Consider the following 24,658-nt stretch of genomic DNA (forward strand, 5'->3'; position numbering starts at 1 on the left):
CGTAATGTTATTTGTTTGGTGTTTTTGCTCTAATTTTTACATTGACGCTACATTCTGGCTGCTCTAGATTGGCCCTGTGTCGAGCAGTCATCGCTTTAGCAAGAGAGTGGGTGATTGTGCAGATACTAAGCTCTGTTTAAGCACGTTTCCGTTGGCTTGACCCTCGCATCCGCGAGGGTCTTATTTTTTCAGCGCCTGAACGGCGCCAAACCTGCAAGCTCAGGATCCGGCGGGATAGAGGGCTGACACCGCCGTCAGCACCTCTGCGAAGGGATGGTCAGCCAACTGGCCAAAACCGGCCAGATCCCTGGCCTTGAGACGGGTGGTCAGCGGGGTGGCGATGCCACACAGGAAGCGGGTCAGGATCCTGGGATGGCGCTGATGGCACAGGGCGATCAGCGGATCGCACCAGGCGCGCAAACCGTGCTCGTTGGGCAAGCCCGGTGATGGCAACGGCGGCAACACGGCGATCTCTCCCCGGCAGACGGAACAGTGCCCGCACCGCTCGGGGGCCGCGTCGTCGGCAAAATAGCGGGCAAGCTCATGGCTGAGGCAGGTGGTCGAGGTGAAAAAGGCCAGCAGCGCCTGAAGGCGGGCCAGTTCGCTCTGCTCTTTCTTTTCAAACAATCCATGCAGCTCTTCGGCCAGGGTCGCGGTATCGATTTGCTGGCTCAGCACCCGATAGACCTCGGTCATCTGCTTGCTTTCAAGCTCGATCCAACCCTGCTGCTGCAGGTAGTCCAGCGCCGTCGCGGCGCGCTGGCGTTCCCCCTGGTATCCCTGCCACAGCGCTTCGAAGTCCATGGTGCACCAGGTGCGCGCCTGGGGTGCGCAGGCAAAGACCTGCTCCAGGAACAGGCGGCGTTCGGAATTGAAACGAGCGAGGATCGCCTGTTTTTCCAGTACGAACCTGAAACGGTACTCGGCAAAGTAGCTGTAGGCCGGTGCAATGATCCCCGCCATCTCCAGATAGACCAGCAGGGTCTTGAGGGGCAGTTGGCGAATGTTGGTCTCGTTGGAGAGGCGCAGCAGGCTGAATTCCCACTCGGCGCCGCTCTGGCGCACGATATCGAGCAAGTACGCGATGGCGTCCCTGTCCGGCGTATCCCCATAGACGAAGTTTTCCAGTACCGGCAACTGGGCGCGGCTCGCCAGCACGGTGCAGCGGGAGGGAAGCCCGTCACGTCCGGCGCGGCCTATCTCCTGGCTGTAGTTCTCGATGGACTTGGGCAGGTCGTAGTGAATGACCCGGCGAATGTCGGCCTTGTCGATGCCCATGCCAAAGGCGATGGTGGCCACGATGCAGTCGAGTCTGCCAGCCATGAAGTCGTGCTGGATCTGGCTGCGCAGGGCGGGATCGAGCCCCGCATGGTAGGCGCATGCCCGGATGCCGCTGGCCTGTAGCTGCGCGGCGCACTGTTCTGCGCTGTGTTGCAGAGTCACGTAGACGATGGTGGGGGCGGCCGGATCCCGGTGCAGCTCCTCGCGCAGCCAGGTATCGCGGGCACTGCCGGCCAGCGGGAGGACGGCCAGATCCAGATTGGGTCTGTAGAAACCGGTGACCACCAGATCGTCCCGGTCGATGGCAAATTTTGCCTGCATGTCCGCCATGACGGCCGGGGTGGCGGTGGCGGTCAGCAGCAGCACCTGGGGTATGGCCAGTTCACGGCGATGATCCGGCAGCTTGAGGTAGTCGGGACGAAAGTTGTGGCCCCACTCCGAGATGCAGTGGGCCTCGTCCACTACCAGCAGTGACAGGGGGATGTGGGCGATGAAGCGGCGAAAGCGCTCATTTTTGAGGCGCTCCACCGAGATCATCAGGATTTTGAGCTGGCCATCGCTGGCCTGCTGCATCACGCGCCGGCTCTCTTCCGCTGTCTGGCTGGAGTCCAGAGTGGCGGCGGCGATCCCCTTTCTGCGCAAAAAGGCGAGCTGATCGTGCATCAGGGCCAGCAGGGGAGAGATGACCAGGGTCAGGTGGGGCAGTGCGAGGGCGGGCAATTGATAACAGAGGGATTTCCCCGCGCCAGTCGGGAAGATGGCTGCGGCGCTCTTGCCGGCCAGCAGACGACTGATCACCGCTTCCTGCCCGGGCCGCAAGCGATCAAAGCCGAAGTGTCGGGTCAATAAAGAGGTGATCATGGCAAGGCTCCCTGAAAAAGGGCGTCATCATATCACTTCTGGCCCAGTGGTGGCCGATGATCGGACTGGTTTGGTGACATTTTGACCGTGGTTGATATTGTGTTATCACATTGTTGTAGATTTTTTGTGAGGTAACCCTGATATTTTTCAGTGATTATGTGGAAAAAAACCATGGCAGATGGGATATTCCTGTCCGCAACCCCACGCGAACGGGACAGATCCACCAGAAGAGCTGCCCACGGCGTCACCGTCAACGGACCGGTGCCAATGCGCGGGGCTGGTTGCCAACAGGACTAATGATTCACGCACCATGAGTGCACAGGGACTACTTGATGACACAACAACACCCCCTCATTCGACTGGTCAACAGCACCAGTCTGGTTAGCCAGATCCTGGTCGGTCTGGTATTCGGTATCCTTCTTGCGATGTTCATGCCCGAGTGGGCAAAGGCGGCGGGTCTGCTCGGCAGTCTGTTCGTCGGCGCCCTGAAGGCCGTGGCGCCGCTGCTGGTCTTCGTGCTGGTGATGTCGGCGATCATCGGCCACAAGCACGGCCAGAAGACCAACATGAAACCGATCCTGCTGCTCTATGTGCTGGGTACCTTCCTGGCGGCTGCCGTGGCAGTGGTGGCGAGCTTCCTCTTCCCCTCCAACCTGCATCTGGTGGCAGGCGCCACCGAGATCACGCCGCCGGGGGGCATCACGGAAGTGCTGCAGACCCTGCTGTTCAACGTGGTGACCAACCCGGTGAAAGCACTGCTGGAAGCCAACTATATCGGCATCCTGGCCTGGGCCATCGGCCTTGGTATCGCCATGCGTCACGCCAATGAGAGCACCAAATCACTGATTTCCGATGTGTCTCACGGGGTTTCCGCCATCGTCAAGGCCGTGATCCGTTGCGCTCCGCTCGGCATCCTGGGTCTGGTTGCCTCCACCCTGGCTGAAACCGGCTTCGATGCGCTGTTTGGCTATGCCCAGCTGCTGGTGGTACTGATCGGCTGCATGCTGTTCATCGCCTTCGTGGTCAATCCGCTCATCGTCTTCTGGAAGATCAAGCGCAACCCCTATCCCCTGGTGCTGACCTGCCTGAAAGAGAGCGGTGTGACCGCCTTCTTCACCCGCAGTTCCGCCGCCAACATTCCGGTCAACATGGCTCTGGCCGAGAGGCTGCGCCTGCCGGAAGACACCTATGCGGTCTCCATCCCGCTGGGGGCCACCATCAACATGGCCGGCGCCGCCATCACCATTACCGTGCTCACCATGGCGGCGGTGCATACCCTGGGGATGGAAGTGGACATGGCGACCGCCATTCTGCTCTCCGTCGTCGCCACCATCAGTGCCTGTGGCGCTTCCGGTGTGGCGGGCGGTTCCCTGCTGCTGATCCCGCTGGCGTGCAGCCTGTTCGGTATCAGCAACGACATCGCCATGCAGGTGGTGGCCGTTGGCTTCATCATCGGGGTGTTGCAGGATTCCGCCGAGACGGCCCTCAACAGCTCCACCGACGTGCTGTTCACTGCGGCCGCCTGCATGGCCGAGGATGAGAGCCTGCTGGATGCCGCCCCGGTGCCCAGCCGCGAAGCCTGATCCCCTCAGACTTTCCGCTCTGCACAGGCGCCCTCTTCGGAGGGCGCTTTTTATTTGCGCGGGCGTCAGGCGCCCTGCACCTTCTCGCCGTGTCATGGCATTGACAGTGCTCGGATCCCCCTGTGTGATTTCCCGGGAGGGGCCCGTTGGCCGCCTTCGTGTTCTCGCCACCGCCAACACGCCATTCCCTGTACCAACGTGCCCGGCGCTGCATTCGGCCGGGCATATCGGGCTGCTTGTGCTGTCAGCATGGCGGCTTGTGGCATCCCCTCTGGTGACCGAAGGGGTCATCTGTTCTTCGGTCGCTGCACGAGAATCCCGGTCAAGGCCCTCTCGGCGGTTTGCCTGCGCCCTGTGGCCGGAATTTTCCTTGAATGCCTTGAAGAAAGGCTCCATTGGGTGGGGATGTCGGCTCTCTGGGCTAAACCCCGAAGAGCGGGCGTCCTTGGTAAGGACAGGGGGCTCCTCTGATGCTCTGCCTGGCAAGGCCGATGGCGTGCGGTAGATGACGGGATAACGCAGCACGCCTTGGTCGTGTGTCATGGGTGAAGGAATATGAGCGGCAAGCTGCCACCAAGGGGAAAGAGAGTGGGTGAAAGGGCTGTCTCTGATTTGAGGGCAGGGGGCTCTGATCATCTGAGCCCAGTACCTGATGATCATAACGAACACAGCCCGGCAGAGGAGATCTGCCGGGCTGTGGGAGGCGCCGGGCCAGATGCTGGCCCGACGGTATCGCAGGAAGGCTTAGCCGACCAGTTGATAGAGGATGGCGGAGATGGCGATAAGGCCCATGGTCGCCACGAAGACGTTGCTGATCTGGCCCTGGTATTTCGCCATGGCCGGAACGCGCTTGATGGCGTACATGGGCATGAGGAACAGGATGGTGGCGATGATGGGGCCACCCAGGGATTCGATCATCCCGAGGATGGAGGGGTTGATCACGGCCACGCCCCACAGGGTCAGGATGAAGAAGGCGATGATGAACAGCTCCACCTTCTTGTGGTTCGGTGCCTTGCCGGAGCTGCGCATGTTCTGGACGATCATCCCTTTCAGACCTTCACGGGCACCCAGATAGTGGCCGAAGAAGGAGGAGACGATGGCCACGAAGGCAACCAGCGGACCGAAGTAGGAGATGATGGGGCTCGCATGCTGGTTGGCCAGGTAGGAGAGCACGGCGATGTTCTGGGACTTGGCTTCTGCCAACTGGGCCGGCGTCAGGCTCATCACGCAGGAGAAGACGAAGAACATCACGAAGCCCAGCAGAATGATGGCGGTGCGCTTGAGGATGGCGTCGGACTTGGCGACGGCATGCTCACCGTGATCACGGCGCTGAGCCAGGGCGAAGCTGGAGATGGCCGGGCTGTGGTTGAAGGAGAAGACCAGCACCGGGATGGTCAGCCACAGGGTGGTGGCGAAGTCCTTGGTGCTCGGCATTTCATTCAGGGCCGCACCGGTCCAGTCCGGGATCAGGTACAGGGAGATGCCCGCCAGAATGGCGATGAGCGGATAGACCAGGAACTCGGTCACTTTCAGCATCAGCTTCTCGCCAGCCAGCATCACGGACATCATGGCCATGATGAGCACGATGGAGAGGATCCAGCGCGGGGGCGGCGTCATCTGCAACTGGTTGACCAGGAAGCTTTCCACCGTGTTGGTGATGCCCACGCCGTAGATCAGCACGATGGGGTAGATGGCAAAGAAGTAGAGCAGGGTGATCAATTTACCGGCACCCACGCCGAAGTGCTCTTCCACCACCTGGGTGATGTCGGCATTGGGTTGCTTGGAGGAGAGCACGAAGCGCGCCAGACCACGGTGGGCCAGGTAGGTCATGGGGCCGACCAGCAGCGCCATCACCACCAGCGGCCAGAAGCCGCCCATGCCGGCGTTGATGGGCAGGAACAGGATGCCTGCACCAACGGCGGTACCGAACAGGCTGATCACCCAGGTGGTGTCTTGTTTACTCCAACCGCGAGATTGGACCGAGCTGATTCCTTGCTCCTGTGCGGCTGCAACATCCTGTGCGCCAGTGACAGTATTGGACATGTGTCTCACCCCGAATGTGTGGTTTTAATTAGTCGGCGCAAGAATACTTTCTTTTTAATCAAAAATGTTGATCAAATTCACCTTTGTGCGGCTGAAACCCGTACTTTCTTGTAGAAATGTGATCAAAAGAATAAAAAATCAAAATTTATTTATCAAATGCAGTGTTATTTGAATGTTAACTGGATAATTTCCCACCTCATCATGTTGTCGAAATGTTATGTCGAGATGTGTTGGGCAAGCTGGCGGATCATGCTGGCAGTGGCTCCCCAGATGAAAGATTGCTCCCAAGGGATCCAATAGATGGTGTGACGTCCGTCCGCCCTTGGCAGGCTCAGGGCTATGTGCTGCCCCGGATCCAGCACGTGGGCGAGGGGGACTTCGAAGGCCTGGGCCACCTCGTCCTGGCTCAGGGTCAGCCCGTAGCCTGGGTCGAGCATGGCGAGGACCGGCAGCACATCGTAGCGCGAGACGGTATTGAGAGGGGTGAGGCTGCCGATGATCCGGATCTGGGAGGGGGGAATGCCAAGCTCCTCCTCGGTTTCCCTGAGCGCGGTGTGAATGAGGTCCCGGTCTTCCGGGTCCTGACGCCCGCCGGGAAAGCTGATCTGTCCCGGGTGGTGGCGCAGGGCGGCGCTGCGGCGCGTCAGCAGCAGGTGCAGGCCCTCGGGGCGCTCCACCAGGGGGATCAACACGGCGGCAGGTTTGAGCCCGGCCAGTGCCAGGCGATGGGCGGGGGCGGGGCGCTGCAGCAAAAAGCGGGTCAGCAGCTCGGCACTCGTCATCTCCATGGGTCTCCTTGTGTCGGCCCCGCAGGGCCGGATGGGGTCAAAGGGCATCGAGCAGTGGCAGGATGCGGGCCACCTTGTCGTAGGTCTCCTGATATTCGGCGTCGGGATCGGAGTCGGCGATGATGCCGCCCCCCGCCCAGCAGTGCAGCTGACCGGCTTCGGCGATCAGGGTACGGATGCAGATGCTGGTATCCATCCTTCCGTGCTGACTCAGATAACCGATGCTGCCGCAGTAGGCATTGCGCCGCACCGGCTCCAGCTCCTCGATGATCTCCATCGCCCGGATCTTGGGAGCCCCTGTGATGGAGCCGCCGGGGAAGCAGGCCCGCAGCAGATCCACTTCTTGCCAGCGCGCATCCAGTTCTCCGTGAATGGTGGAAACCAGATGATGCACCGCCGGGAAGGATTCCACGGCAAAGAGGTGCGGGACCGTGACCGACCCCGGCCGGCTCACCCGGCCGATGTCGTTGCGCAGCAGATCGACGATCATCAGGTTCTCCGATCTGTCCTTGTCGGCGCTGGCGAGCGACTCGGCCACCCTGGCATCCTGGGCGGGATCCGGGTGGCGAGGCCGGGTGCCCTTGATGGGCTTGGTCTCGATATGGCGCTTGTCGAGCAGCAGGAAACGCTCCGGGGAGAGGCTCAGAATGGCGCTTTGCGGCAGGCGGACAAAGGCGGAGAACGGCGCCTTGTTGGCGGCGCTCAGGGCGAGATAGGCGGACCATTCATCCCCCTGATAAGGGGCGCTGAAGCGCTGGGTCAGGTTGATCTGGTAACAATCCCCCGCCGCCAGATAGGCCTGGATACGGGCAAACTTGTCGCCGTATTCGGCCCGCGTCATGTTGCTCTGCCAGGGGCCGGTCAGGTGAAGGGGGAGGGTGGTTCGTTCGCGCTGCGCCATCAGCCAGTCGAGCCTGCGGGCGAGGCCGGCTTCATCACCCCAGTGGGCCAGTTGCCAGTGTCCCGTCGCGACATTTCGCAGCAGCGCCCAGTCGTAGATCCCGACCGCCATGTCGGGCACCTGGATGTCCTGTTGCGCCACTGCGGGCAGACGCTCGAATCGTCGGCCCAGATCGTAGCCAAAGAGTCCCAGGGCTCCCCCGATGAACGGCAATCCCGAGTCATCCTCAACGCGCTCCCCAAGCAGGGCTCGCTGGGTCTTGGCGAGCAGGGCGAGGGGATCGCCGTCATGATGGTGCTGGTGGTTATCCCGGGTGAGGCAGGTGCTGGTACCCCGGGTTTCCAGGGTGGCAAGCGGATCGGCGCTGATGATGTCAAAACCGTTGTCAGCCCCCAGGGGGCCGGCGGATTCCAGCAGGATGGCCCAGGGTTGGTGTTGCAGGCAGGCGAACCAGGTGTGGAGCGAGGCCTGCGGGTCGAAATGGTGGATATGCAGTCTTGGTTTCATTTTTTGTTACATAGGCAACAGTTTGCGCCCGGCTCCCTAGCCGGTTCGGGTGGTCAAGCGTATCATGGCCGCCGGCATTTTTAAGAAAAACACCGTTATAAAAACACGCCGCAGTCTGCCGGCTCCAGGTGCATTTGCCACCTGCCGAAGGCCCGGCTCATATGGAAGCCCTTGCTCGCGCAAGCGATAACAAGGACCAGTGAGGATGATATGAGCATCATTAGAAAACAGGACTTTATCGATTCCATTGCTGACGCCCTGCAGTACATCTCCTTCTACCACCCCCTCGATTTCGTGCAGGCCGCCAAGGCCGCCTATGACCGCGAGATCAACCCGGCTGCCAAGGATGCCCTGGCCCAGATCCTGATCAACTCCCGCATGTCTGCCGAAGGTCATCGCCCGCTCTGTCAGGACACCGGTATCGTCACCTGCTTCGTCAAGATCGGCATGCAGGTACAGTGGGACAGCGACATGACGGTCCAGGAGATGGTGGATGAGGGCACCCGCCGCGCCTACACCAATCCGGACAACCCGCTGCGCGCCTCCGTGCTGGCGGATCCGGCCGGCAGCCGCAAGAACACCAAAGACAATGCCCCCGCTGTCGTGCACATCGACATGATCCCCGGCGACAAGGTGGAAGTGAGTATCGCGGCCAAGGGCGGCGGCTCCGAAAACAAATCGAAGATGGTGATGCTCAACCCCTCCGACGACATCGTGGAGTGGGTGCTCAAGACGGTGCCGACCATGGGGGCTGGCTGGTGCCCGCCCGGCATGCTCGGCATCGGCATCGGCGGCACCGCCGAGAAGGCGGCGGTGCTCGCCAAGGAAGCTCTGATGGAGCACATCGACATCCAGGAGCTGATTGCCCGTGGTCCCGAGACCACCGAAGAGAAGCTGAGGGTCGAGCTCTATGACAAGGTCAACAAGCTCGGGATCGGTGCCCAGGGGCTGGGCGGCCTGACCACGGTGCTGGATGTGAAGGTGAAATCCGCACCGACCCACGCCGCCTCCAAGCCCGTGGTGATGATCCCCAACTGCGCCGCCACCCGTCACGTGCATTTCGAACTCGATGGCTCCGGCCCGGCGGAGCTGACCCCCCCCAGGCTGGAAGATTGGCCGGAGATCACCCGTGAGTCCGGTGGCAATGTGCGCCGGGTCAACGTGGATGGCATCACCAAGGCAGAGCTTGCCAGCTGGAAGAGCGGCGATACCGTGCTGCTCTCCGGCAAGATCCTGACCGGCCGCGACGCCGCCCACAAGCGCATCGCCGACATGCTGAAAAAAGGTGAAGGACTGCCCGAAGGGGTCGATTTCACCAACCGCTTCATCTATTACGTGGGCCCGGTCGATGCGGTACGTGACGAGGTGGTCGGCCCGGCTGGCCCCACCACGTCCACCCGGATGGACAAATTCACCGACATGATGCTGGGAGAAACCGGCCTCATCGGCATGATCGGCAAGTCCGAGCGCGGCCCCAAGACGGTCGAGAGCATCAAGCAGCACCAGGCTGTCTACCTGATGGCGGTGGGCGGCGCCGCCTATTTGGTGGCGAAAGCCATCAAGAAGGCGCGCGTGGTGGCCTTTGCCGATCTGGGGATGGAGGCCATCTACGAGTTCGAGGTGGAAGACATGCCGGTCACCGTGGCGGTCGACTCCCAGGGCAACAACATCCACGAGACCGGCCCGGCCTACTGGTCCGCCAAGATTGCCGAGCTGGAGACCAAGCTGGCTTGATCAATCGGGCTTCGGTGCAAACGCAGAGCGATTAGCCCCGTACAGCAGCATGTTGAAAGGCGACCCTCGGGTCGCCTTTTTTACGGGCCCCATTTGACGGTCTGGGCCTGAGCAAATTTACTGCTGCTGTGCTGCTGTGCTGCTGTGCTGCTGTGCTGCTGTGCTGCTGTGCTGCTGTGCTGCTGTGCTGCTGTGCTGCTGTGCTGCTTTGTCGTCATGGCATCCCGGGTCGGAAGCCTGGATAACCCGGTGGGCAATGCCGGCGCATTGGCTGTTACGCCGAAGGGGCGATCAGTGGTTCAGGTAGATATCCTGGCCGCCGTAGCTCAGTGCCCCACCCAGAGGGGTTGCGGGCTCGAAGAAGCGGGTCAGGACACCGGCACGCTGGCCCAGGGTGCTCAATGTGCTCCGGTCCAGAGCGACCTGTTCGGGCAGCCAGGTCAGCACGGCGGCACAGTGACCATTCATCAGGCTCTGCTCCAGCAGGCGCTGCCAATTCTTGATCTTGGGGGCGTGCACGACAAGCACCCTGGCAGGATTGATCCCTCTGGCCTGCAATTGCTCGGCGGCGGGCAGACCTGGCGGGGCGACGAGCAGGATCCAGCCACTGTCAGACTGACTCAGTTGCCCCAGGGCATCGAGCAGCGGCGCTTCCTGATGGAGAGGGCCGCGCCGCTGCTCTTGTCCCATCTTGCTCTGATGGCGAGTGGGCCAGGTGGTGATCAGACCGGCAGAGGAGGAAGGGGGGCAAAGACTCAGGGGCTGGCTCATATGTCGTTCCTGTATGAATAACCATGCTGTATGCGTATACAGTAGTTCTGTTCGCAAGGAGTGACAAGTCATTTGTGGCTAAAAATGTGAGCCGATTAACAGGGGATGATTTTAACTCCATGATTAAAGAGGATATTTATATCTTCCTTATACAGGGTGTTTTTTAACCTGTAGACAAACTTCGGGTCGGCGCTCATGGTTATACAGTCCTGTATAGGGAGAGGAGGGAGCGAGATGGACGTCAGTACCTTGCAACGACTGGATGCCAACATTCTGCTCGGGATCATCAACGAGAAGCTGCGGCTGGAGTGTGATGGTCTGGAAGAGCTGCTGGCTTACTACGACATGACAGAAGATCAGCTGGCTACCCGTCTGCAACAGATCGGGTATCACTACGACCCTATGAGCAATCAGTTCAAGGCACATGGTTAATTGAAATCAAAGGGTGCTCCGATGGGAGCACCCTTTTTATTACCTGACGAGGAGGTGTGAATTGAAAACGCTTTCAATTCCTCCCTAGTCGGCGGTTATTTTCACGTATTTTCAGTCACAGGCAATCATTGAAAACCTATTCATAAAACTATCTTTTTTGTTTTCATGTATCACTATGATCTAAAACGAAATTTATATTTCATTCAGACTGGCTTAAGGAAAGGGTTTTCATGGTGAAACTGTCATTTTTATGCGTTAAAGTGTGACTCACGTTAACTTTTAAACCCTTGGCTTTAGCTAGTATGCCCCCGCCGGAGCATATTCTGAGATAACAACAGCGCCGGTCCCCCCGATGGGATGACATTTTTTATTTGTAACGAAGGAAAATGGTTTATGGCTACCAAGAAGAAGACAGACCAGGATCTCCAACTGGATAAAGATCAGCTCAAGGCGAGTATCGTGCGTCACCTGCGTTCTACCTTGGGTACAAGCGAACAGAAAGCCTCTCCGGATGCCTGGTGGAAAGCGACCGCTGCCGCCGTCAATGAACAGGTGTACGAGCGCCTGACCCGTACTCAGCAGACTCACTTCAAGAAAGATACTCGTGCGATTCACTATCTCTCTGCTGAATTTTTGATGGGGCGTTTGACCTCCAACAACCTGCACAACCTCTCCCTCTACAAAGTCTGTGAAGAGGCGCTGGGTGAACTCGGTCTGGAACTGACCGATCTTTGCGAACAAGAGCCTGACATGGCCCTTGGCAACGGCGGCCTGGGTCGTCTGGCTGCCTGCTTCATCGACTCCCTGGCCACCCTGAACTACCCGGCGGTGGGCTATGGCATTCACTACGAGCACGGCCTGTTCCGTCAGGAGATCCAGGATGGTCGCCAGATCGAGCGTCCGGACTCCTGGCGCGAATATGGCAACCCCTGGGAGATCTGCCGCCCGGAATCGGTGCAGGAGATCCCGCTCTACGGCTACGTGGAGACCGTCTTTGGTGACAAGGGTGGCCTGAAGAAGGTGTGGCACGCCGGTCGCAAGATCAAAGGGGTGCCCTGGGACATTCCGGTGGTCGGTTTCGGTGGTCACACCGTCAACATCCTGCGTCTGTGGGAATCCCGCGCCTCCGAGTTCTTCGACTGGGACGTGTTCAACGCCGGTGGTTATATCGACTCCCAGGCCGAGAAGGCCCAGGCCGAGACCATCTCCAAGGTGCTCTACCCGAACGATGAGACCGACGCCGGCAAGGAGCTGCGCCTGATCCAGCAGTACTTCTTCTGCGCCTGCTCCATCAAGGACATCATGCGTCGCTACAAGCGGGTGCATGGCAGTGACTTCAGCAACTTTGCCGCGCAAATCGCCATCCAGCTCAACGATACCCACCCCACCGTGGCCATCCCCGAGCTGATGCGCGTGCTGGTGGACGAAGAGGGGCTGAACTGGGATACCGCCTGGGGCATCTGCTATCAGGTCTTCTCCTACACCAACCACACCCTGCTGCCGGAAGCGCTGGAGAAGTGGTCCGTCAGCCTGTTCGAGAAGGTTCTGCCCCGTCACCTCGAGATCATTTATGAAATCAACGCCCGCTTCCTGAACGAGCTGGTGGAGCCCAAGTGGCCGGGCAACGATGCCATCAAGGCCAAGCTCTCCATCATCGAAGAGGGTGACGTGCGCAAGGTGCGCATGGGCAACCTGTGCGTCATCGGCTCCTCCAAGGTGAACGGTGTGGCCGAGATCCACTCCAAGCTGGTGAAGGAAGATCTCTTCCCCGAGTATGCCGAGCTGTGGCCCGAGAAGATGTGCAACGTCACCAACGGCGTGACTCCCCGTCGCTGGCTGCTGGCCTGCAACCCGGAACTGGCCGAACTCTACAACGAGGTGGTGGGCAAGGAGTGGCCGCTGCAACTGGACAAGCTGCGCAGCGTGGTGAAGTTTGCCGACGACAAGGCGTTCCAGCAGCAGTTCATGACCATCAAGCGCCACAACAAGGAGAAGCTGGTCAAGGTCATCAAGGCGGAAACCGGTATCGACGTGAGCGCGGAGGCGATCTTCGATGTCCAGATCAAGCGTCTGCACGAGTACAAGCGCCAGCAACTGAACCTCATCCACATCATGGCGCTCTACCGTCGCCTGCTGGCGAACCCGGACTATGACATGCATCCGCGGGTGTTCATCTTCGGCTCCAAGGCGGCGCCCGGCTACAAGCTGGCCAAGGACATTATCTACGCCATCAACAAGCTGGCGGAGCGGGTCAATAACGACGCCCGTATCCAGGGCAAGCTGAAAGTGGTGTTCATGCCGAACTACCGCGTGAGCCTCGCCGAGAAGCTGATCCCGGCGGCGGATGTCTCCGAGCAGATCTCCACCGCAGGTTACGAAGCATCCGGTACCGGCAACATGAAGATGGCGCTGAACGGTGCCATCACCATCGGGACGCTGGATGGAGCCAACATCGAGATCGCCGAAGAGGCGGGTGCCGAGAACTGCGCCATCTTCGGTCTGAACGTGGACGAGGTGAAGTCACTGAAGGCGCGCGGCTACAACCCGTATGACTTCTACTACGCCAACTCCGAACTGAAAGCCGTGCTGGACTGGTTTGATACCGACTACTTCACGCCGGGTCGCCCGGGGGAGCTCTCCTCCATCAAGCGTTCCCTGCTGGAAGGGGGAGACCCTTACCTGACCCTGGCCGATTTCGAGTCCTACTCCGAGGCGCACAAGCTGATCGACGCCTGGTACCGGGATCCGGCCCTGTGGGCGAAGAAAGCCATCATCAACTCGGCCACCATGGGCAAGTTCAACTCCGACCGCTCCATCCAGGATTACGTAGACCGTATCTGGAAACTGACGAGCTGCAGCGTCGGCTGATGTCTGCTCCTGTGAAAAACCCCGCGATGCGGGGTTTTTTTTCATCTGTCGGGCTGAGGGAGGCTCAGGGCCTGTCGACCACCCGGGTGTCCGCCGGCACCCGTTTCTTGCCGGTGATCATCGCCCTGACGAGATCGCCCCGTACCAGACGATCCAGGGCGATGACAGCCAGTACATGGACGAAGATGGCCACCTGCAACCCCTTGGCAAAGAACTCATGGATCTCTTCCATGCGATGGGTGCCGGAGAGCGGCCCGTATTCGGTCATGATCCCGCTGGCGGCGGTGCCGACAAGGCAGGTCAACAGCAGCAGTATCATCAAGGACCCCAAAGGATTGTGACCGGCGTAGTAGGGGTGGCGCCCCTTGATCGTCTCCTTGAGATAGGTGATGACGCCGGCCGGTGTCGGCAGCCACTGGGCGAAGCGGGCATGATAGGAGCCGATGAATCCCCATACGATGCGCAGTACCAGCAGTCCGGCCAGCGCATATCCCGCATAGCGGTGGTTGCGCGCCCCCTCTTCAAGGATGAAGAGATTCAGCACGCACAACAGCACAGTGGCCCAGTGAAATCCCCTGACCACCGGATCCCATACCTTGATTTCACGGTTGTTCTGCATCGTCTTTCCCATGAGGTGATCCCCTTGTCGTGATGTCCATGATCATCGCCATCGTCAGCCATGGCTGCGTGATGGCCGTTGTCAGCATCATGAAGGCGATTTCTTAAGTGCGAGTTAATGTCGCCGTGATGTCACGGGTAGGGAGATCGGTGGTGTCGGGGCGAGAAAAAGCCCCGGCGATGCGGGGCTTGGAGGGGCATTAGGGGGCGAACCTCAGTGGAGGATATCCCCCATGAAATAGGCCAGCATGGTCAGGATGACGGTGAACACCAGGTTCAGTACCAGGCCGGCCCGCATCATCTCCCGCTGCTGGATATGGCCGCTGGCGAAGACGATGGCGTTGGGGGGCGTGGCCACCGGCAGCATGAAGGCACAGGAGGCGCCGACGGCGATCAGCACGGAGACCACGATGGGGGAGACCCCCAGAGCCTCGGCCACCCCGGCGAACAGCGGCACCAGCAGCGCGGCGGTGGCGGTGTTGGAGACCAGCTCGGTCAGGAACACCACGAAGGCGGCCAGGCAGAGCAGGATCACGAAGATGGGCATGGAGGAGAGGCCGCTGGAGAGGTGCTCCGCCAGGAAGGCGTTGGCCCCGGTCTGCTTGAGGATGGCGCTCAAGGTGAGACCACCCCCGAACAGCAGCAGCACGCCCCAGTCGGTGTTCTGGTTGATGTCATCCCAGCTGGCGACGCGGCTGACGGCGATGGCCAGGATGGCGCCCATGGCGATCAGGGTATCGAACTGGGGAATGCCGCCCAGCGCCTTGGCAAGAGGCTGGGATCCAATCCACAGCAGCACCGTGGTCAGGAAGATGGCCAGGGTCACTTTGCGCTGACCTGTCCACTCGATGGTGACCTGCTCGGTGCTGACCTGGTGGGAGAGATTGGGACGGGTCACCCAGTAGAGCAGGCCGATGCCTACCGGCATGAAGATGATCACCACGGGGATGCCGAACTCCAGCCAGTCGGTGAAGCCCAAGCCCATCTGGGCGGCGGCGATGGCATTGGGGGGGCTGCCCACCAGTGTGCCGATGCCACCGATGCTGGCGCTATAGGCGACGCCAAGCAGCACGAAGACCAGGGTGCGGCGCTCCTTGTGAACGTCCAGCCCTTTCAGCATGCCGAGGGCCAGCGGCATCATCATGGCCGCGGTTGCGGTGTTGCTGATCCACATGGAGAGGGCGGCCGTGATGGTGAAGAGCACGATGGAAGCCCAGCCCAGGTGTCCCTTGGCGAGCTGCATCACCTTGCCGGCGATCTGGGTGTCGAGTCCCTGCTTGGAGAGGGCTGCAGCGAGGGCAAAGCCGCCAAAGAAGAGGAACAGGACGGGGTTGGCAAAGTCGGTCAGCGACTTGCTCATGTCGAACACCCCGAGCAGGGTGGCGAGCACCGGGATGGAGATGGCAGTGATGGTGATGTTCACCGCCTCGGTCAGCCAGAGGATGGCGATGAAGATTAGGATGGCCAGCCCCTTGTTGACCATGGGGTCAAACGGGAGCCATGCCAGCATGGCGCAGAGCAGGAGCAGATCCAGGATGACGATCCCGGACTTGATGTCCAGCCAGCGTGAGGGGGGAGTCGGAGGTACAGCCGATGTGTGCATAACGTTCTCTCGGTTAATTTATGGTTGTTGTTGTGATGCCGAGGTTACATATATCCCCCTGTTTGAAACAGGGGGATATGGTCAAATCATGTGGCGACTCACAGAGTCAAGTGAAAATGGATCTTCGATCAAACAGAAATGAAACATTTTATTTTCATTTGACAGGGGAGGTGAAGGAGAGCAGCCACTCCTTGAACAGGCTCTTGGGCAGGGAGCCGCTGCGCTGTGCCAGGATCTCCCCCCGCTGGAAGACCATCAGGGTAGGAATGCTGCGAATGCCATAGCGACCTGCGATGGCGGCCTCCTGCTCGGTATCGAGTTTCACGAAGCGAAGGCGGGGCTCAAGCTCCCGGGCGACCTCCTGAAAGACGGGGGCAAACTGCAGGCAGGGGCCACACCAGCTTGCCCAAAAGTCCACCACCACCGGGATGTCGGACTGGATCAGGGCATCGAAGCTGGCCTGACGCCCCGCCACCGGGGTTTGTTCGAAGAGGGCGTGACGGCAGCGGCCACACTTCGCGTTTGAGTCTGCTTTTTCGACAGGCAGGCGGTTGCGGGTAAAGCATTGGCTACAATAGGTGGTGACAAGTGACATAATTGCTTCCTTATTTCATGGCCCGGCAACATCTTTATTGCAATCAGAGCGCCGACTAACGGTAACATAGCACTCAGTGGTTTTTCACAGTTGGCCTCCGGCCGTGACCTGATGTCACCGGATGGCCGACCATGACATGAGAATCGAGACGGGATGAAGAGTGTTGCACGGGGCAATCATGTTGTCTTTGGCCTTATCATCGTATCGCTGGTGGGCTTTTCTGCCTATTGCTGGCAGTTGCTCAGCCAGCAGCAGCGTGCCTTCGATTTGAGCGTGGCGGCTGAGATGGTGCTCAATCGGGTCAATACCGATACCGTCTATCTGCTGGGGCGCGAGAAGGCCAGCGATGGCAGCGTACAGCAACGTCTGAGCCTGCTTTCCAGTCACCTGGACAGGTTCGTCAGGCTGGTGCACGAGGATCCGGAGTCGGTGGACGACCCCGGCTCCCAGGCGTTGCAGCGGGACATCGACGGTTATCTGCTGGATCTCGCCAGGCTTTACACCATGGAGATGACCATCGAGTATCTGGCTCCCCGCTTCCAGGGCCAGCTCAAGGCGTTGCAAGGCACCCTGCCGGTCGGTGAGGCGCAGTACCGCGACCTTACCGAACTCATGCGCCTGCACCACTACCTCCGACGCAGCTGGGATCAGAACGAGCAGCGGCAACTGTTGCAACTCCAGCAGCACCTGCTTGACCGCTATGGCGAGCAGCCGAGGGTCACGGCCCTCGTCCGGCTGGGCCAGGAGTTCAATCAGCAGGTGATGGAGTACCATCGCCTGCGCAATCAGGTGGTGGAGATGAAGGGGCTGAGCTCACTGCCCGCCTGGAAGCAGAGCAAGCTGGAGCGGGCCTCCTCCCTCAAGAGCCGCTTCTACCTGATGGTGCTGGGGGGGGCGCTGCTCTGCTTCTCGCTGGTGGCCGCGACCCTGTGGCGTCGCAACCAGAAGCTGAGCGAGCTCTCTCGCCATGCCGCGCTGCTGGCCCAGGCCAAGAGCGACTTCCTGGCCAACATGAGCCACGAGATCCGCACCCCCATGAATGCCATCATCGGCTTCAGCGCCCTGGCACTGCAAACCAGTCTGGATCCCCAGCAGCGGGACTATCTCAACAAGATCAGATCCTCGTCGGACACCTTGCTGCTGCTCATCAACGACATTCTGGATCTCACCAAGGTGGAGTCCGGCAAGTTGACCTTGGAGGAGATCGACTTCGATCTCAGCGAGCAGCTCGACTCCCTCGCCGCCATGTTCGCGGATCTGGCGGAGCGCAAGCACATCGAGGTCATCATCAACAAGTCTCCCGCCGTGCCCGACTTTCTGCGCGGGGATCCGCTGCGCCTCGGTCAGGTACTGGTCAACCTGGTGAACAATGCCATCAAGTTCACCGAGCGGGGCGAGGTGGAGGTGGCCATCACCCTCACCAGCCAGCATCCCATGCGGGTCTGTTTCAGCGTGCGGGATACCGGCATCGGCATCGCCCCGGAGAAGCAGGCCCAGCTGTTCCAGCCCTTTACCCAGCTGGAGGCGGGCAATACCCGCAAATATGGCGGCTCCGGGCTTGGCCTCAACATCTCCCAGCGCCTGGTGGGGCTGATGGGCGGGGAGATCACCGTGCAGAGCAAACCCGGGGTGGGCTCCACCTTCCTGTTCGAGATCCCCATCTCCCAAGCGGTGTACGGGGTCTCGGGGCGCCGGGTCTTCTTCGATCACCAGCCCCTGATCCTGATGATGGATGACAATGAGCTGGTGCTGGAACTGGCCAAGGACATCCTGGGGCGGGCGGGGGCGTCCGTCATCACGGTCAACAGCCTCTCCCGCGCCCGTCAGGTGCTGCGTGAAGAGGGGCATCACATCCGCCTCGCCATCCTCGACTGGCGCATGGGTCAGGAGGATGGCCTGGACTTGGCCCTCGAGATGTACCAGCACAGCCAGTGGCGGCGCCTGCCTGTCCTGATGACCAGCGCCTGGTCCAGGGAGGGGCTGCACGGGCGGATGGAAAGCATGGGACTGACCCACTTCCTGGCCAAGCCCATGACCGAAAACGCCTTGCTGGCCAAGGTGGACGAACTGCTCAACGGCAGCTCCCATGACAGCAAGGTCCGCCAGGCGGAGGCACAGGGGGATCAGCAGCAGTTCCGGGAGCTGCTGCGTGGTACCCGGGTGCTGCTGGCCGAGGACAACCGGGTCAACCAGCAGCTCATTCTGGAGTACCTGCGCCGGGTGGAGGCCAAGGTCACCGTGGTGGACAACGGCCGCGAGGCGGTGGAGCAGGTGGCGGAGCAGCCGTTCGACGTCATCCTGATGGATCTGCAGATGCCGGTGCTGGACGGGCTGGATGCCACCCGCCAGATCCGCAAGATGGTGGACAAGCATGATGTGCCCATCATCGCCCTCACCGCCAGCGCCATGCCGGGGGACAGGGAGCGCTGCCTTGGCGTCGGCATGAACGGCTATGTCACCAAGCCGGTGAGCAAGCTCGATCTCTACAACAACCTGCTGCAATGGGTGAAGAGCAGCGGCGGGGAGCCCAAGGTGCCCATCGAGGTCAAGCCGCCGGCCCTCATGGGCGTGCTGGATCTGGAGGATGCCCTGCGCCGGCTGGAGCATGACAGGGAGGCGCTGCAGATCCTCTTCAAGCTGTTCCTCTCCGAGCACAAGGACGATCTGTGGGACATCCGCACCGCCCTGCGTCGCCAGCAGCCCGAAGTGGCGTGCCGCTTGCTGCATACCCTGAAGGGGGTCTCGGCCAACATCTCCGCTTCCCGCCTGCAACTGCTGGCCGGGGAACTGGAGTGGCGGCTGCGGCTGCAGGAGGAGCTGAGCGAGGGGGAGCTCAACCAGTTGCAGCAGGTCTTTACCCAGACCCGGGAGGAGGTCTCCCAATTCCTGCTCACCGGGGAGCAGCAGGAGTCGGTCGCTTTCCCGTTTTCGCCCCCCGACAAGCGGCTCTGAGGGAGGGCAAGATAGCAATCGTTCTCAAGTCACCCGCTTCAGGCTATGATGACCCACTCGTTCGCCCCCGCCAGGGGGCGATTGTATTGAGCTTCTCTTCATGATCACGCGGCAGCGCGCCGCGACCAAGGACTTCTCTGTGAGCGTATTTTTGCGGCTTGGCTGGTTTTTCAAGGATCAGTGGCGGCGTTATCTGGTGGCCATCTCCCTGCTGATGCTGGTGGCCCTGTTTACCGTGATCCCCCCCAAGGTGGTGGGCTGGGTGGTGGATGGCATCGCCAAGGGTGACCTGGACAGCGGCACCCTGACCGGCTATCTGGCGGGGCTTTTTGGCCTGGGACTGCTTATCTACCTGCTGCGCTACGTGTGGCGGGTCATGCTGTTCGGTGCCTCCTACCGGCTCGCCTACGTGCTGCGCAACCGGCTGTTCAGCCACTTCACCCGCATGAGCCCGGATTTCTACCAGCGCCACCGCACCGGTGATCTGATGGCCCACGCCACCAACGACATCCAGGCGGTGGAGATGACCGCAGGGGAAGGGGTACTGACCCTGGTGGACTCCTTCATCGTCGGCATCCTGGTGCTCTCCATCATGTGCAGCCAGTACTCCTGGCAGCTGACCCTGCTCTCCCTGCTGCCCCTGCCGGTGATGGCCTTCTTCATGAACCGCTTCGGGACCCAGATCTACAAGGAGTTCAAGGCGGCTCAGGGGGCCTTCTCCCGCCTCAACAACAAGACCCAGGAGGCCCTCTCCGGGGTGCGGGTGCTCAAATCCTACGCGGTCGAATCCCTAGAGGACGAGGGCTTTGCCGAGCTGACCCGTCAGGCGGGGGAGCGCAACATGGCGGTGGCCCGCATCGACGCCAAGTTCGACCCCGTGATTTACCTGTGCATCGGCTGCTCCTATTTTCTGGCTGTCGCAGGGGGCAGCGCCCTGGTGCTGCAAGACAAGCTGACTCTGGGGGAGCTCACCAGCTTCACCATGTACCTCGGCCAGCTCATCTGGCCCATGTTCGCCATCGCCTGGCTGTTCAACATCATCGAGCGGGGCAGCGCCGCCTACTCGCGCATCGAAAGCCTGCTGGGGGAGCACAGCGACATCGAGGAGCCGGCCCATCCCATGGCGCTGGCCTCGGCCTTTCCCCTGCGGGTGCTGGGGCTGGGCTACCGGCTGGAGCAGCGCACCCTGTTGCAGGGGGTGGATGTCACCCTGCAGGCTGGCGCCATGCTGGGGATAGTGGGACGCACCGGGGCAGGCAAGAGCTCCCTGCTCAAGCTGCTGATGCGCCTGGCCAACCCCACGGCCGGGGAGATCCGCATGGGGGAGGTGCCCATCTCGCAACTGTCGCTGGGTGAGCTGCGCAGCCAGTTTGCCTATGTGCCCCAGGAGCCGTTTCTGTTCTCCACCACCATCGCGGCCAACATCGCCCTGGGCCGCCCCGAGGCGAGCCGGGAGGAGATTGAACGGGTGGCGCGCATCGCCTGCGTTCACGACGACATCAGTCGCTTCCCCAAAGGGTATGAAACCGAGGTGGGAGAGAAGGGGGTGACCCTCTCCGGCGGTCAGAAGCAGCGTCTGGCCATCGCCCGCGCCCTGCTGCTGGATGCCCCTATCCTGGTGCTGGATGACGCCCTCTCGGCGGTGGATGCCCACACCGAGCAGCAGATCCTGCTGGCCCTCAAGGTCCACAAGCGCACCCTGGTGCTGGTGAGCCACCGCATGACGGCGGTGGAGCAGGCGGACGAGATCCTGGTGCTGGAACAGGGCGCGATCAGCGAGCGGGGCCGTCACGAGACCCTGATGGCCAGGAACGGCTGGTACGCGGACATGGTCCGCTACCAGCGCCTGGAGCAGGACGTGGAGGAGAGCCTGTGAACAGGATGACAAGGCCCCTGGTTTCCTTCACCCCCCGCCCGGCTCCCGCGAGCGGAGAGGGGAGCAAAGAGAGTCAATTCCCGTGGAACGTTGCGCTGGAGGCAAGTCTGTGAATCCAACCATCAAACGGCTGCTCGCCTACTGCGCCAGCTACCCCCGCTGGCTGGTGCAGGCGGGCATCTGCCTGCTGCTCGCCACCGGCGCCGAGGTGGCGGGCCCCTTGCTCATCAAGCTCTTCATCGATGACTACCTGGCGCCGCGCCGGCTGGAGTGGGGCATCATCGCCGCCCTTGCCGCCGGTTATCTGGGGTTGCAGGTGTTGTCGGCGGCCGGCTTCTACCTGCAATCCCTGCGCTTCAACCGCATCGCCCAGGCGGTGGTGCAGCGTCTGCGCGAGCAGGTGTTCGCCACCGCCATCCGCCTGCCTGCCCGCTATTTCGACAAGCACCGCTCGGGATCCCTCATCTCCCGCATCACCAACGACACCGAGGCGATCATGAACCTCTATGTCCAGGTGATAGGGCTCCTGGTGCAAAAAGTGGTGCTCCTGTGCGGCATTCTGCTCTCCATGGCGCTGCTGGACTTGCGCCTGATGCTGGTGTGCGCCACCCTGCTGCCGGCGGTGGGGGCCGTGATGTGGCTCTACCAGAAACTGAGCGTGCCCGTGGTGCGGGCGACCCGATCCTTGCTCTCCGACATCAACAGCCGTCTCAACGAGTCGTTGCAGGGGATGCCGGTGATCCAGGCCATGGTGCAGGAGCGCCACTTCGCCAACGCCTTTGCGGGGGTGAACCAGCAGCACTGGCAGGCGCGGATCAAGAGCCTCAAGATCAACGGCATCCTGCTGCGCCCCCTCATCGATCTCTTCTACATGATGGTGCTCATCGGTCTGCTGGCCCTGTTTGCCCACGAGGGGCTGAGCACGGCGGGGGCCATTCAGGTGGGGGTGCTTTACGCCTTCATCAGCTATCTGGGGCGGATGATCGAGCCCCTCATCGAGATGACCAACCAGCTCAACCAGTTGCAGCAGGCCATGGTGGCGGGGGAGCGGGTATTCGCCCTGCTCGATGAAACCCGCGAGAGCACCGACGGGGCGGTGCGCCCCCTGGAGGGACGGGTACGCTTCGACGGGGTGGGCTTCTCCTACGACGGGGAGCAGCAGGTGCTGCAAGATGTGAGCTTTGCCACCCGGCCGGGCCAGATGCTGGCGCTGGTGGGCCACACCGGTAGCGGCAAGTCCACCATCATCAGCCTGCTGATGGGTTTCTACCCCCTGGATCGGGGGAGCATCCACTTCGATGATCACCCCATGAGCGAGTTGGCTCTCTCGGCGGTGCGCCGCAGCATCGGTCTGGTGCAGCAGGATCCTTTCATCTTCGTCGGCACCCTGGCCGAGAACCTGCGCCTCGGGCGTGACGGCATCGAGGATGGCCGGCTCTGGCAGGCCCTGGAGGAGGTGCAGCTGGCCGATTTCGTGCGCCGCCTGCCCGATGGCCTGGCCACCCTGATGGAGGAGGGGGGCAAGAACCTCTCCGCCGGCCAGCGCCAGCTGCTCTCCTTTGCCCGCGCCCTGGTGGGGGATCCGCGCATCCTCATCCTGGACGAGGCGACCGCGAGCGTGGACTCCCAGACCGAGCTCGCCCTCTCCCAGGCGCTCTCGGCGGCGCGCCGTGGCCGCACCACCATCGCCATCGCCCACCGTCTCTCCACCATTGTGGATGCCGATGAAATCCTGCTGCTCTCCCGCGGGCTGGTGAGCGAGCGCGGCACCCACGGCGAGCTGATGGCGCTGGGAGGACACTATGCCCAGCTGTTCGAGATGCAGAGCCAGGGGGCCTGGCTTGAAGAGAAACGGGCCTGAGGCCCACCTAAAAAAACAGACGGCATCTGCCGGCTGTTTTTTTGACTGGCGGGTTACACCGTGGCCTTGCTGCGGCTGACCTGCTTGGGCTCCAGGGGCGGGAAGTCATCGTTGAAGAAGGTGTCCGCTTCTTCAATTTGTGCCTTGCGCTGCTTCTGGATGAAGTTGTCGAAGTCGCGCTTGATCTCGGGGTCCTTGAGGGCCTCGTAGTCGAACACGTTGGCGGCATAGAGGTAGTTGAAGTAGATGTCGACGAACTCGGCGCTGGCACAGGCGGAGGTGAACTTGCTGTTCTGGCGGTCGAAGTTGACGCGGTACTGCTTGATCTTCGGCACATAGACCAGCTCGTTGCCCACCTTGAACACTTCCACCGTGACCCCCACCGTGATGGTCTTGTAGAAGTCCTTGTTGTTCTCCACCCCGAAGCGGATGGCATCCCCCTGCTTTTGCAGGAACTTGTTGAAGCTGGCCAGCGCCGTGGTGCCCTGGCTCACCACCACGTCCATGATGAAGTTGATGAAGTCGGTGGCGATGCTGAGCCCCTTGATGTGGCGGCTGTAGCTCTGCTGATCGATCTTGCTCGGCCCCATCAGGGGGATCTTGGAGAGGGCCCTGGCCCAGAGATCCGCGTCCGTCTTGTACTGCTCGCCATAGGCTTCGGCGTAACGGTTGATGTAGGCGGTGACCACGGAGGTGATGGCGATGAGGTAGGCCTTCTGTTCCGCCAGCTTGGCCATGACAGCGGGATCGTCCAGCAGCTCGTTGGCCACGATGAACTCCACCAGGCCGTCCTTGTCGGCATAGGGATCATTGCCCACCGCCCGGACGGTGTCGGGCAGATTGACGTCGTTGAAGAAGGCCTCGGCCTCGGCGAACTGATCATGGTTGCTCAGGCGGTTGGCCGGTGCCTCGCGCACCAGCTGGCAGAGCACCAGCTCGGCCTCGTAGTCCGACTCGCGCCACAGGGGGGCCTGCAACTGGTTGCCGAAGGTCTTCTTGTAGGCGAGGTTGAAGTCAAACAGCACCGAACTGCAGCCGCAATCCATGGCGAAGTCGACGGTGTAGCTCAGCGGCCCGGTGGGCAGGGGCTTGCTCATCTTCCCCTTGGCGCTGAGGTTGGCATAGCACTTGAGGTACTCCCGGCCAAACAGCTCGTAGGCACGGTTGTTGTTGAAGTTGAGCTGGAAAGTACCGGCGCTCTCGCCCCCGTTGAACAACTGTTGCACGTGACTCATCTCTCTATCCTTATGGTGAGATTGGTAGACGGGTTGACCCGGTGCCGAGTGGCTACTTCCGGGCCAGCAACAGCCTAGCGAGGGAGTGGGGGTTTGGTTACTGCGAATAATCCCAGTGGCGGGGGCGGGATCCTGGGCTAGCCCCCTGA

The 24,658-nt window shown here is 61.3% G+C and carries 16 protein-coding genes; 7 read left to right on the plus strand and 9 right to left on the minus strand.

Going from position 1 to position 24,658, the window contains the following annotated elements; genetic code table 11:
- Positions 1-219: 219 nt before the first annotated feature.
- Positions 220-2,142 carry an ATP-dependent DNA helicase RecQ gene (locus AB5Y68_RS16715; RefSeq protein WP_039040870.1) on the minus strand — a complete coding sequence of 641 codons (1,923 nt, stop codon included), beginning with the start codon at positions 2,140-2,142 and terminating at the stop codon, positions 220-222.
- Between the two features lie 332 nt (positions 2,143-2,474).
- On the opposite strand from AB5Y68_RS16715, the gene sstT reads away from it, so the two are divergent.
- Positions 2,475-3,725, plus strand: coding sequence for a serine/threonine transporter SstT (sstT, locus tag AB5Y68_RS16720; RefSeq protein WP_039040871.1), 1,251 nt, complete (start codon positions 2,475-2,477; stop codon positions 3,723-3,725).
- A gap of 744 nt (positions 3,726-4,469) precedes the next feature.
- Here the strand turns inward: sstT and AB5Y68_RS16725 are convergent.
- From AB5Y68_RS16725 to pabB, 3 genes are all read right to left on the minus strand, one after another.
- Complete coding sequence (locus AB5Y68_RS16725; protein ID WP_029314600.1) at positions 4,470-5,768, minus strand: serine/threonine transporter; 1,299 nt, start codon at positions 5,766-5,768, stop codon at positions 4,470-4,472.
- Positions 5,769-5,983: 215 nt separating this feature from the next.
- Positions 5,984-6,550 (minus strand): CoA pyrophosphatase, encoded by a 567-nt coding sequence (locus AB5Y68_RS16730; RefSeq protein ID WP_029314598.1) that lies wholly within the window; start codon positions 6,548-6,550, stop codon positions 5,984-5,986.
- Positions 6,551-6,593: 43 nt separating this feature from the next.
- Entirely contained in the window at positions 6,594-7,964 is a 1,371-nt protein-coding gene (gene pabB / locus AB5Y68_RS16735) for an aminodeoxychorismate synthase component I (RefSeq protein ID WP_052258886.1), read from the minus strand.
- 210 nt (positions 7,965-8,174) lie between these two features.
- On the opposite strand from pabB, the gene AB5Y68_RS16740 reads away from it, so the two are divergent.
- Positions 8,175-9,698 (plus strand): fumarate hydratase, encoded by a 1,524-nt coding sequence (locus AB5Y68_RS16740; protein WP_039040872.1) that lies wholly within the window; start codon positions 8,175-8,177, stop codon positions 9,696-9,698.
- A gap of 291 nt (positions 9,699-9,989) precedes the next feature.
- Here the strand turns inward: AB5Y68_RS16740 and AB5Y68_RS16745 are convergent, their stop codons facing one another.
- The gene (locus AB5Y68_RS16745) at positions 9,990-10,469 is read right to left on the minus strand and encodes a cell division inhibitor (RefSeq protein ID WP_039040873.1); all 480 of its coding nucleotides are present in this window, start codon (positions 10,467-10,469) and stop codon (positions 9,990-9,992) included.
- Between the two features lie 234 nt (positions 10,470-10,703).
- Here AB5Y68_RS16745 and AB5Y68_RS16750 point away from each other — a divergent pair, with 234 nt between their 5' ends.
- Both AB5Y68_RS16750 and AB5Y68_RS16755 read left to right on the plus strand, forming a co-directional pair.
- Positions 10,704-10,901: a DUF4250 domain-containing protein gene (locus tag AB5Y68_RS16750; protein WP_005323525.1), complete on the plus strand. Its 198-nt coding sequence runs from the start codon at positions 10,704-10,706 to the stop codon at positions 10,899-10,901.
- 393 nt (positions 10,902-11,294) lie between these two features.
- A complete protein-coding gene (locus AB5Y68_RS16755) occupies positions 11,295-13,769 on the plus strand; it encodes a glycogen/starch/alpha-glucan phosphorylase (protein WP_039040874.1) in 2,475 nt (824 codons plus the stop codon).
- Positions 13,770-13,833: 64 nt separating this feature from the next.
- On the opposite strand, the gene AB5Y68_RS16760 is transcribed toward AB5Y68_RS16755, so the two are convergent.
- From AB5Y68_RS16760 to trxC, 3 genes are all read right to left on the minus strand, one after another.
- The gene (locus tag AB5Y68_RS16760) at positions 13,834-14,400 is read right to left on the minus strand and encodes a cytochrome b/b6 domain-containing protein (RefSeq protein WP_080770075.1); all 567 of its coding nucleotides are present in this window, start codon (positions 14,398-14,400) and stop codon (positions 13,834-13,836) included.
- Positions 14,401-14,601: 201 nt separating this feature from the next.
- Positions 14,602-15,990: a DASS family sodium-coupled anion symporter gene (locus AB5Y68_RS16765; RefSeq protein WP_010674893.1), complete on the minus strand. Its 1,389-nt coding sequence runs from the start codon at positions 15,988-15,990 to the stop codon at positions 14,602-14,604.
- Between the two features lie 154 nt (positions 15,991-16,144).
- Positions 16,145-16,585, minus strand: coding sequence for a thioredoxin TrxC (gene trxC, locus AB5Y68_RS16770; RefSeq protein WP_010674892.1), 441 nt, complete (start codon positions 16,583-16,585; stop codon positions 16,145-16,147).
- Positions 16,586-16,738: 153 nt separating this feature from the next.
- On the opposite strand from trxC, the gene AB5Y68_RS16775 reads away from it, so the two are divergent.
- The 3 genes from AB5Y68_RS16775 (at position 16,739) to AB5Y68_RS16785 (ending at position 23,274) form a co-directional block, all read left to right on the plus strand.
- A complete protein-coding gene (locus AB5Y68_RS16775) occupies positions 16,739-19,537 on the plus strand; it encodes a response regulator (protein ID WP_270682068.1) in 2,799 nt (932 codons plus the stop codon).
- 139 nt (positions 19,538-19,676) lie between these two features.
- Entirely contained in the window at positions 19,677-21,413 is a 1,737-nt protein-coding gene (locus tag AB5Y68_RS16780; RefSeq protein ID WP_029314593.1) for an ABC transporter transmembrane domain-containing protein, read from the plus strand.
- Between the two features lie 109 nt (positions 21,414-21,522).
- Positions 21,523-23,274 (plus strand): ABC transporter transmembrane domain-containing protein, encoded by a 1,752-nt coding sequence (locus AB5Y68_RS16785; RefSeq protein ID WP_039040879.1) that lies wholly within the window; start codon positions 21,523-21,525, stop codon positions 23,272-23,274.
- Positions 23,275-23,327: 53 nt separating this feature from the next.
- Here the strand turns inward: AB5Y68_RS16785 and AB5Y68_RS16790 are convergent, their stop codons facing one another.
- Positions 23,328-24,509 carry a hypothetical protein gene (locus tag AB5Y68_RS16790; RefSeq protein WP_043155175.1) on the minus strand — a complete coding sequence of 394 codons (1,182 nt, stop codon included), beginning with the start codon at positions 24,507-24,509 and terminating at the stop codon, positions 23,328-23,330.
- Between the last annotated feature and the right edge of the window lie 149 nt (positions 24,510-24,658).

The organism is Aeromonas sp. R6-1, assembly GCF_040908165.1.
In the GTDB taxonomy this organism is placed as follows: domain Bacteria; phylum Pseudomonadota; class Gammaproteobacteria; order Enterobacterales; family Aeromonadaceae; genus Aeromonas; species Aeromonas caviae.

Coding starts and splice junctions, on each gene's coding strand:
- AB5Y68_RS16715 (WP_039040870.1), bottom strand. CDS start 2,142: ATGATCACCTCTTTATTGACCCGACACTTCGGCTTTGATCGCTTGCGG.
- sstT (WP_039040871.1), top strand. CDS start 2,475: ATGACACAACAACACCCCCTCATTCGACTGGTCAACAGCACCAGTCTG.
- AB5Y68_RS16725 (WP_029314600.1), bottom strand. CDS start 5,768: ATGTCCAATACTGTCACTGGCGCACAGGATGTTGCAGCCGCACAGGAG.
- AB5Y68_RS16730 (WP_029314598.1), bottom strand. CDS start 6,550: ATGACGAGTGCCGAGCTGCTGACCCGCTTTTTGCTGCAGCGCCCCGCC.
- pabB (WP_052258886.1), bottom strand. CDS start 7,964: ATGAAACCAAGACTGCATATCCACCATTTCGACCCGCAGGCCTCGCTC.
- AB5Y68_RS16740 (WP_039040872.1), top strand. CDS start 8,175: ATGAGCATCATTAGAAAACAGGACTTTATCGATTCCATTGCTGACGCC.
- AB5Y68_RS16745 (WP_039040873.1), bottom strand. CDS start 10,469: ATGAGCCAGCCCCTGAGTCTTTGCCCCCCTTCCTCCTCTGCCGGTCTG.
- AB5Y68_RS16750 (WP_005323525.1), top strand. CDS start 10,704: ATGGACGTCAGTACCTTGCAACGACTGGATGCCAACATTCTGCTCGGG.
- AB5Y68_RS16755 (WP_039040874.1), top strand. CDS start 11,295: ATGGCTACCAAGAAGAAGACAGACCAGGATCTCCAACTGGATAAAGAT.
- AB5Y68_RS16760 (WP_080770075.1), bottom strand. CDS start 14,400: ATGGGAAAGACGATGCAGAACAACCGTGAAATCAAGGTATGGGATCCG.
- AB5Y68_RS16765 (WP_010674893.1), bottom strand. CDS start 15,990: ATGCACACATCGGCTGTACCTCCGACTCCCCCCTCACGCTGGCTGGAC.
- trxC (WP_010674892.1), bottom strand. CDS start 16,585: ATGTCACTTGTCACCACCTATTGTAGCCAATGCTTTACCCGCAACCGC.
- AB5Y68_RS16775 (WP_270682068.1), top strand. CDS start 16,739: ATGAAGAGTGTTGCACGGGGCAATCATGTTGTCTTTGGCCTTATCATC.
- AB5Y68_RS16790 (WP_043155175.1), bottom strand. CDS start 24,509: ATGAGTCACGTGCAACAGTTGTTCAACGGGGGCGAGAGCGCCGGTACT.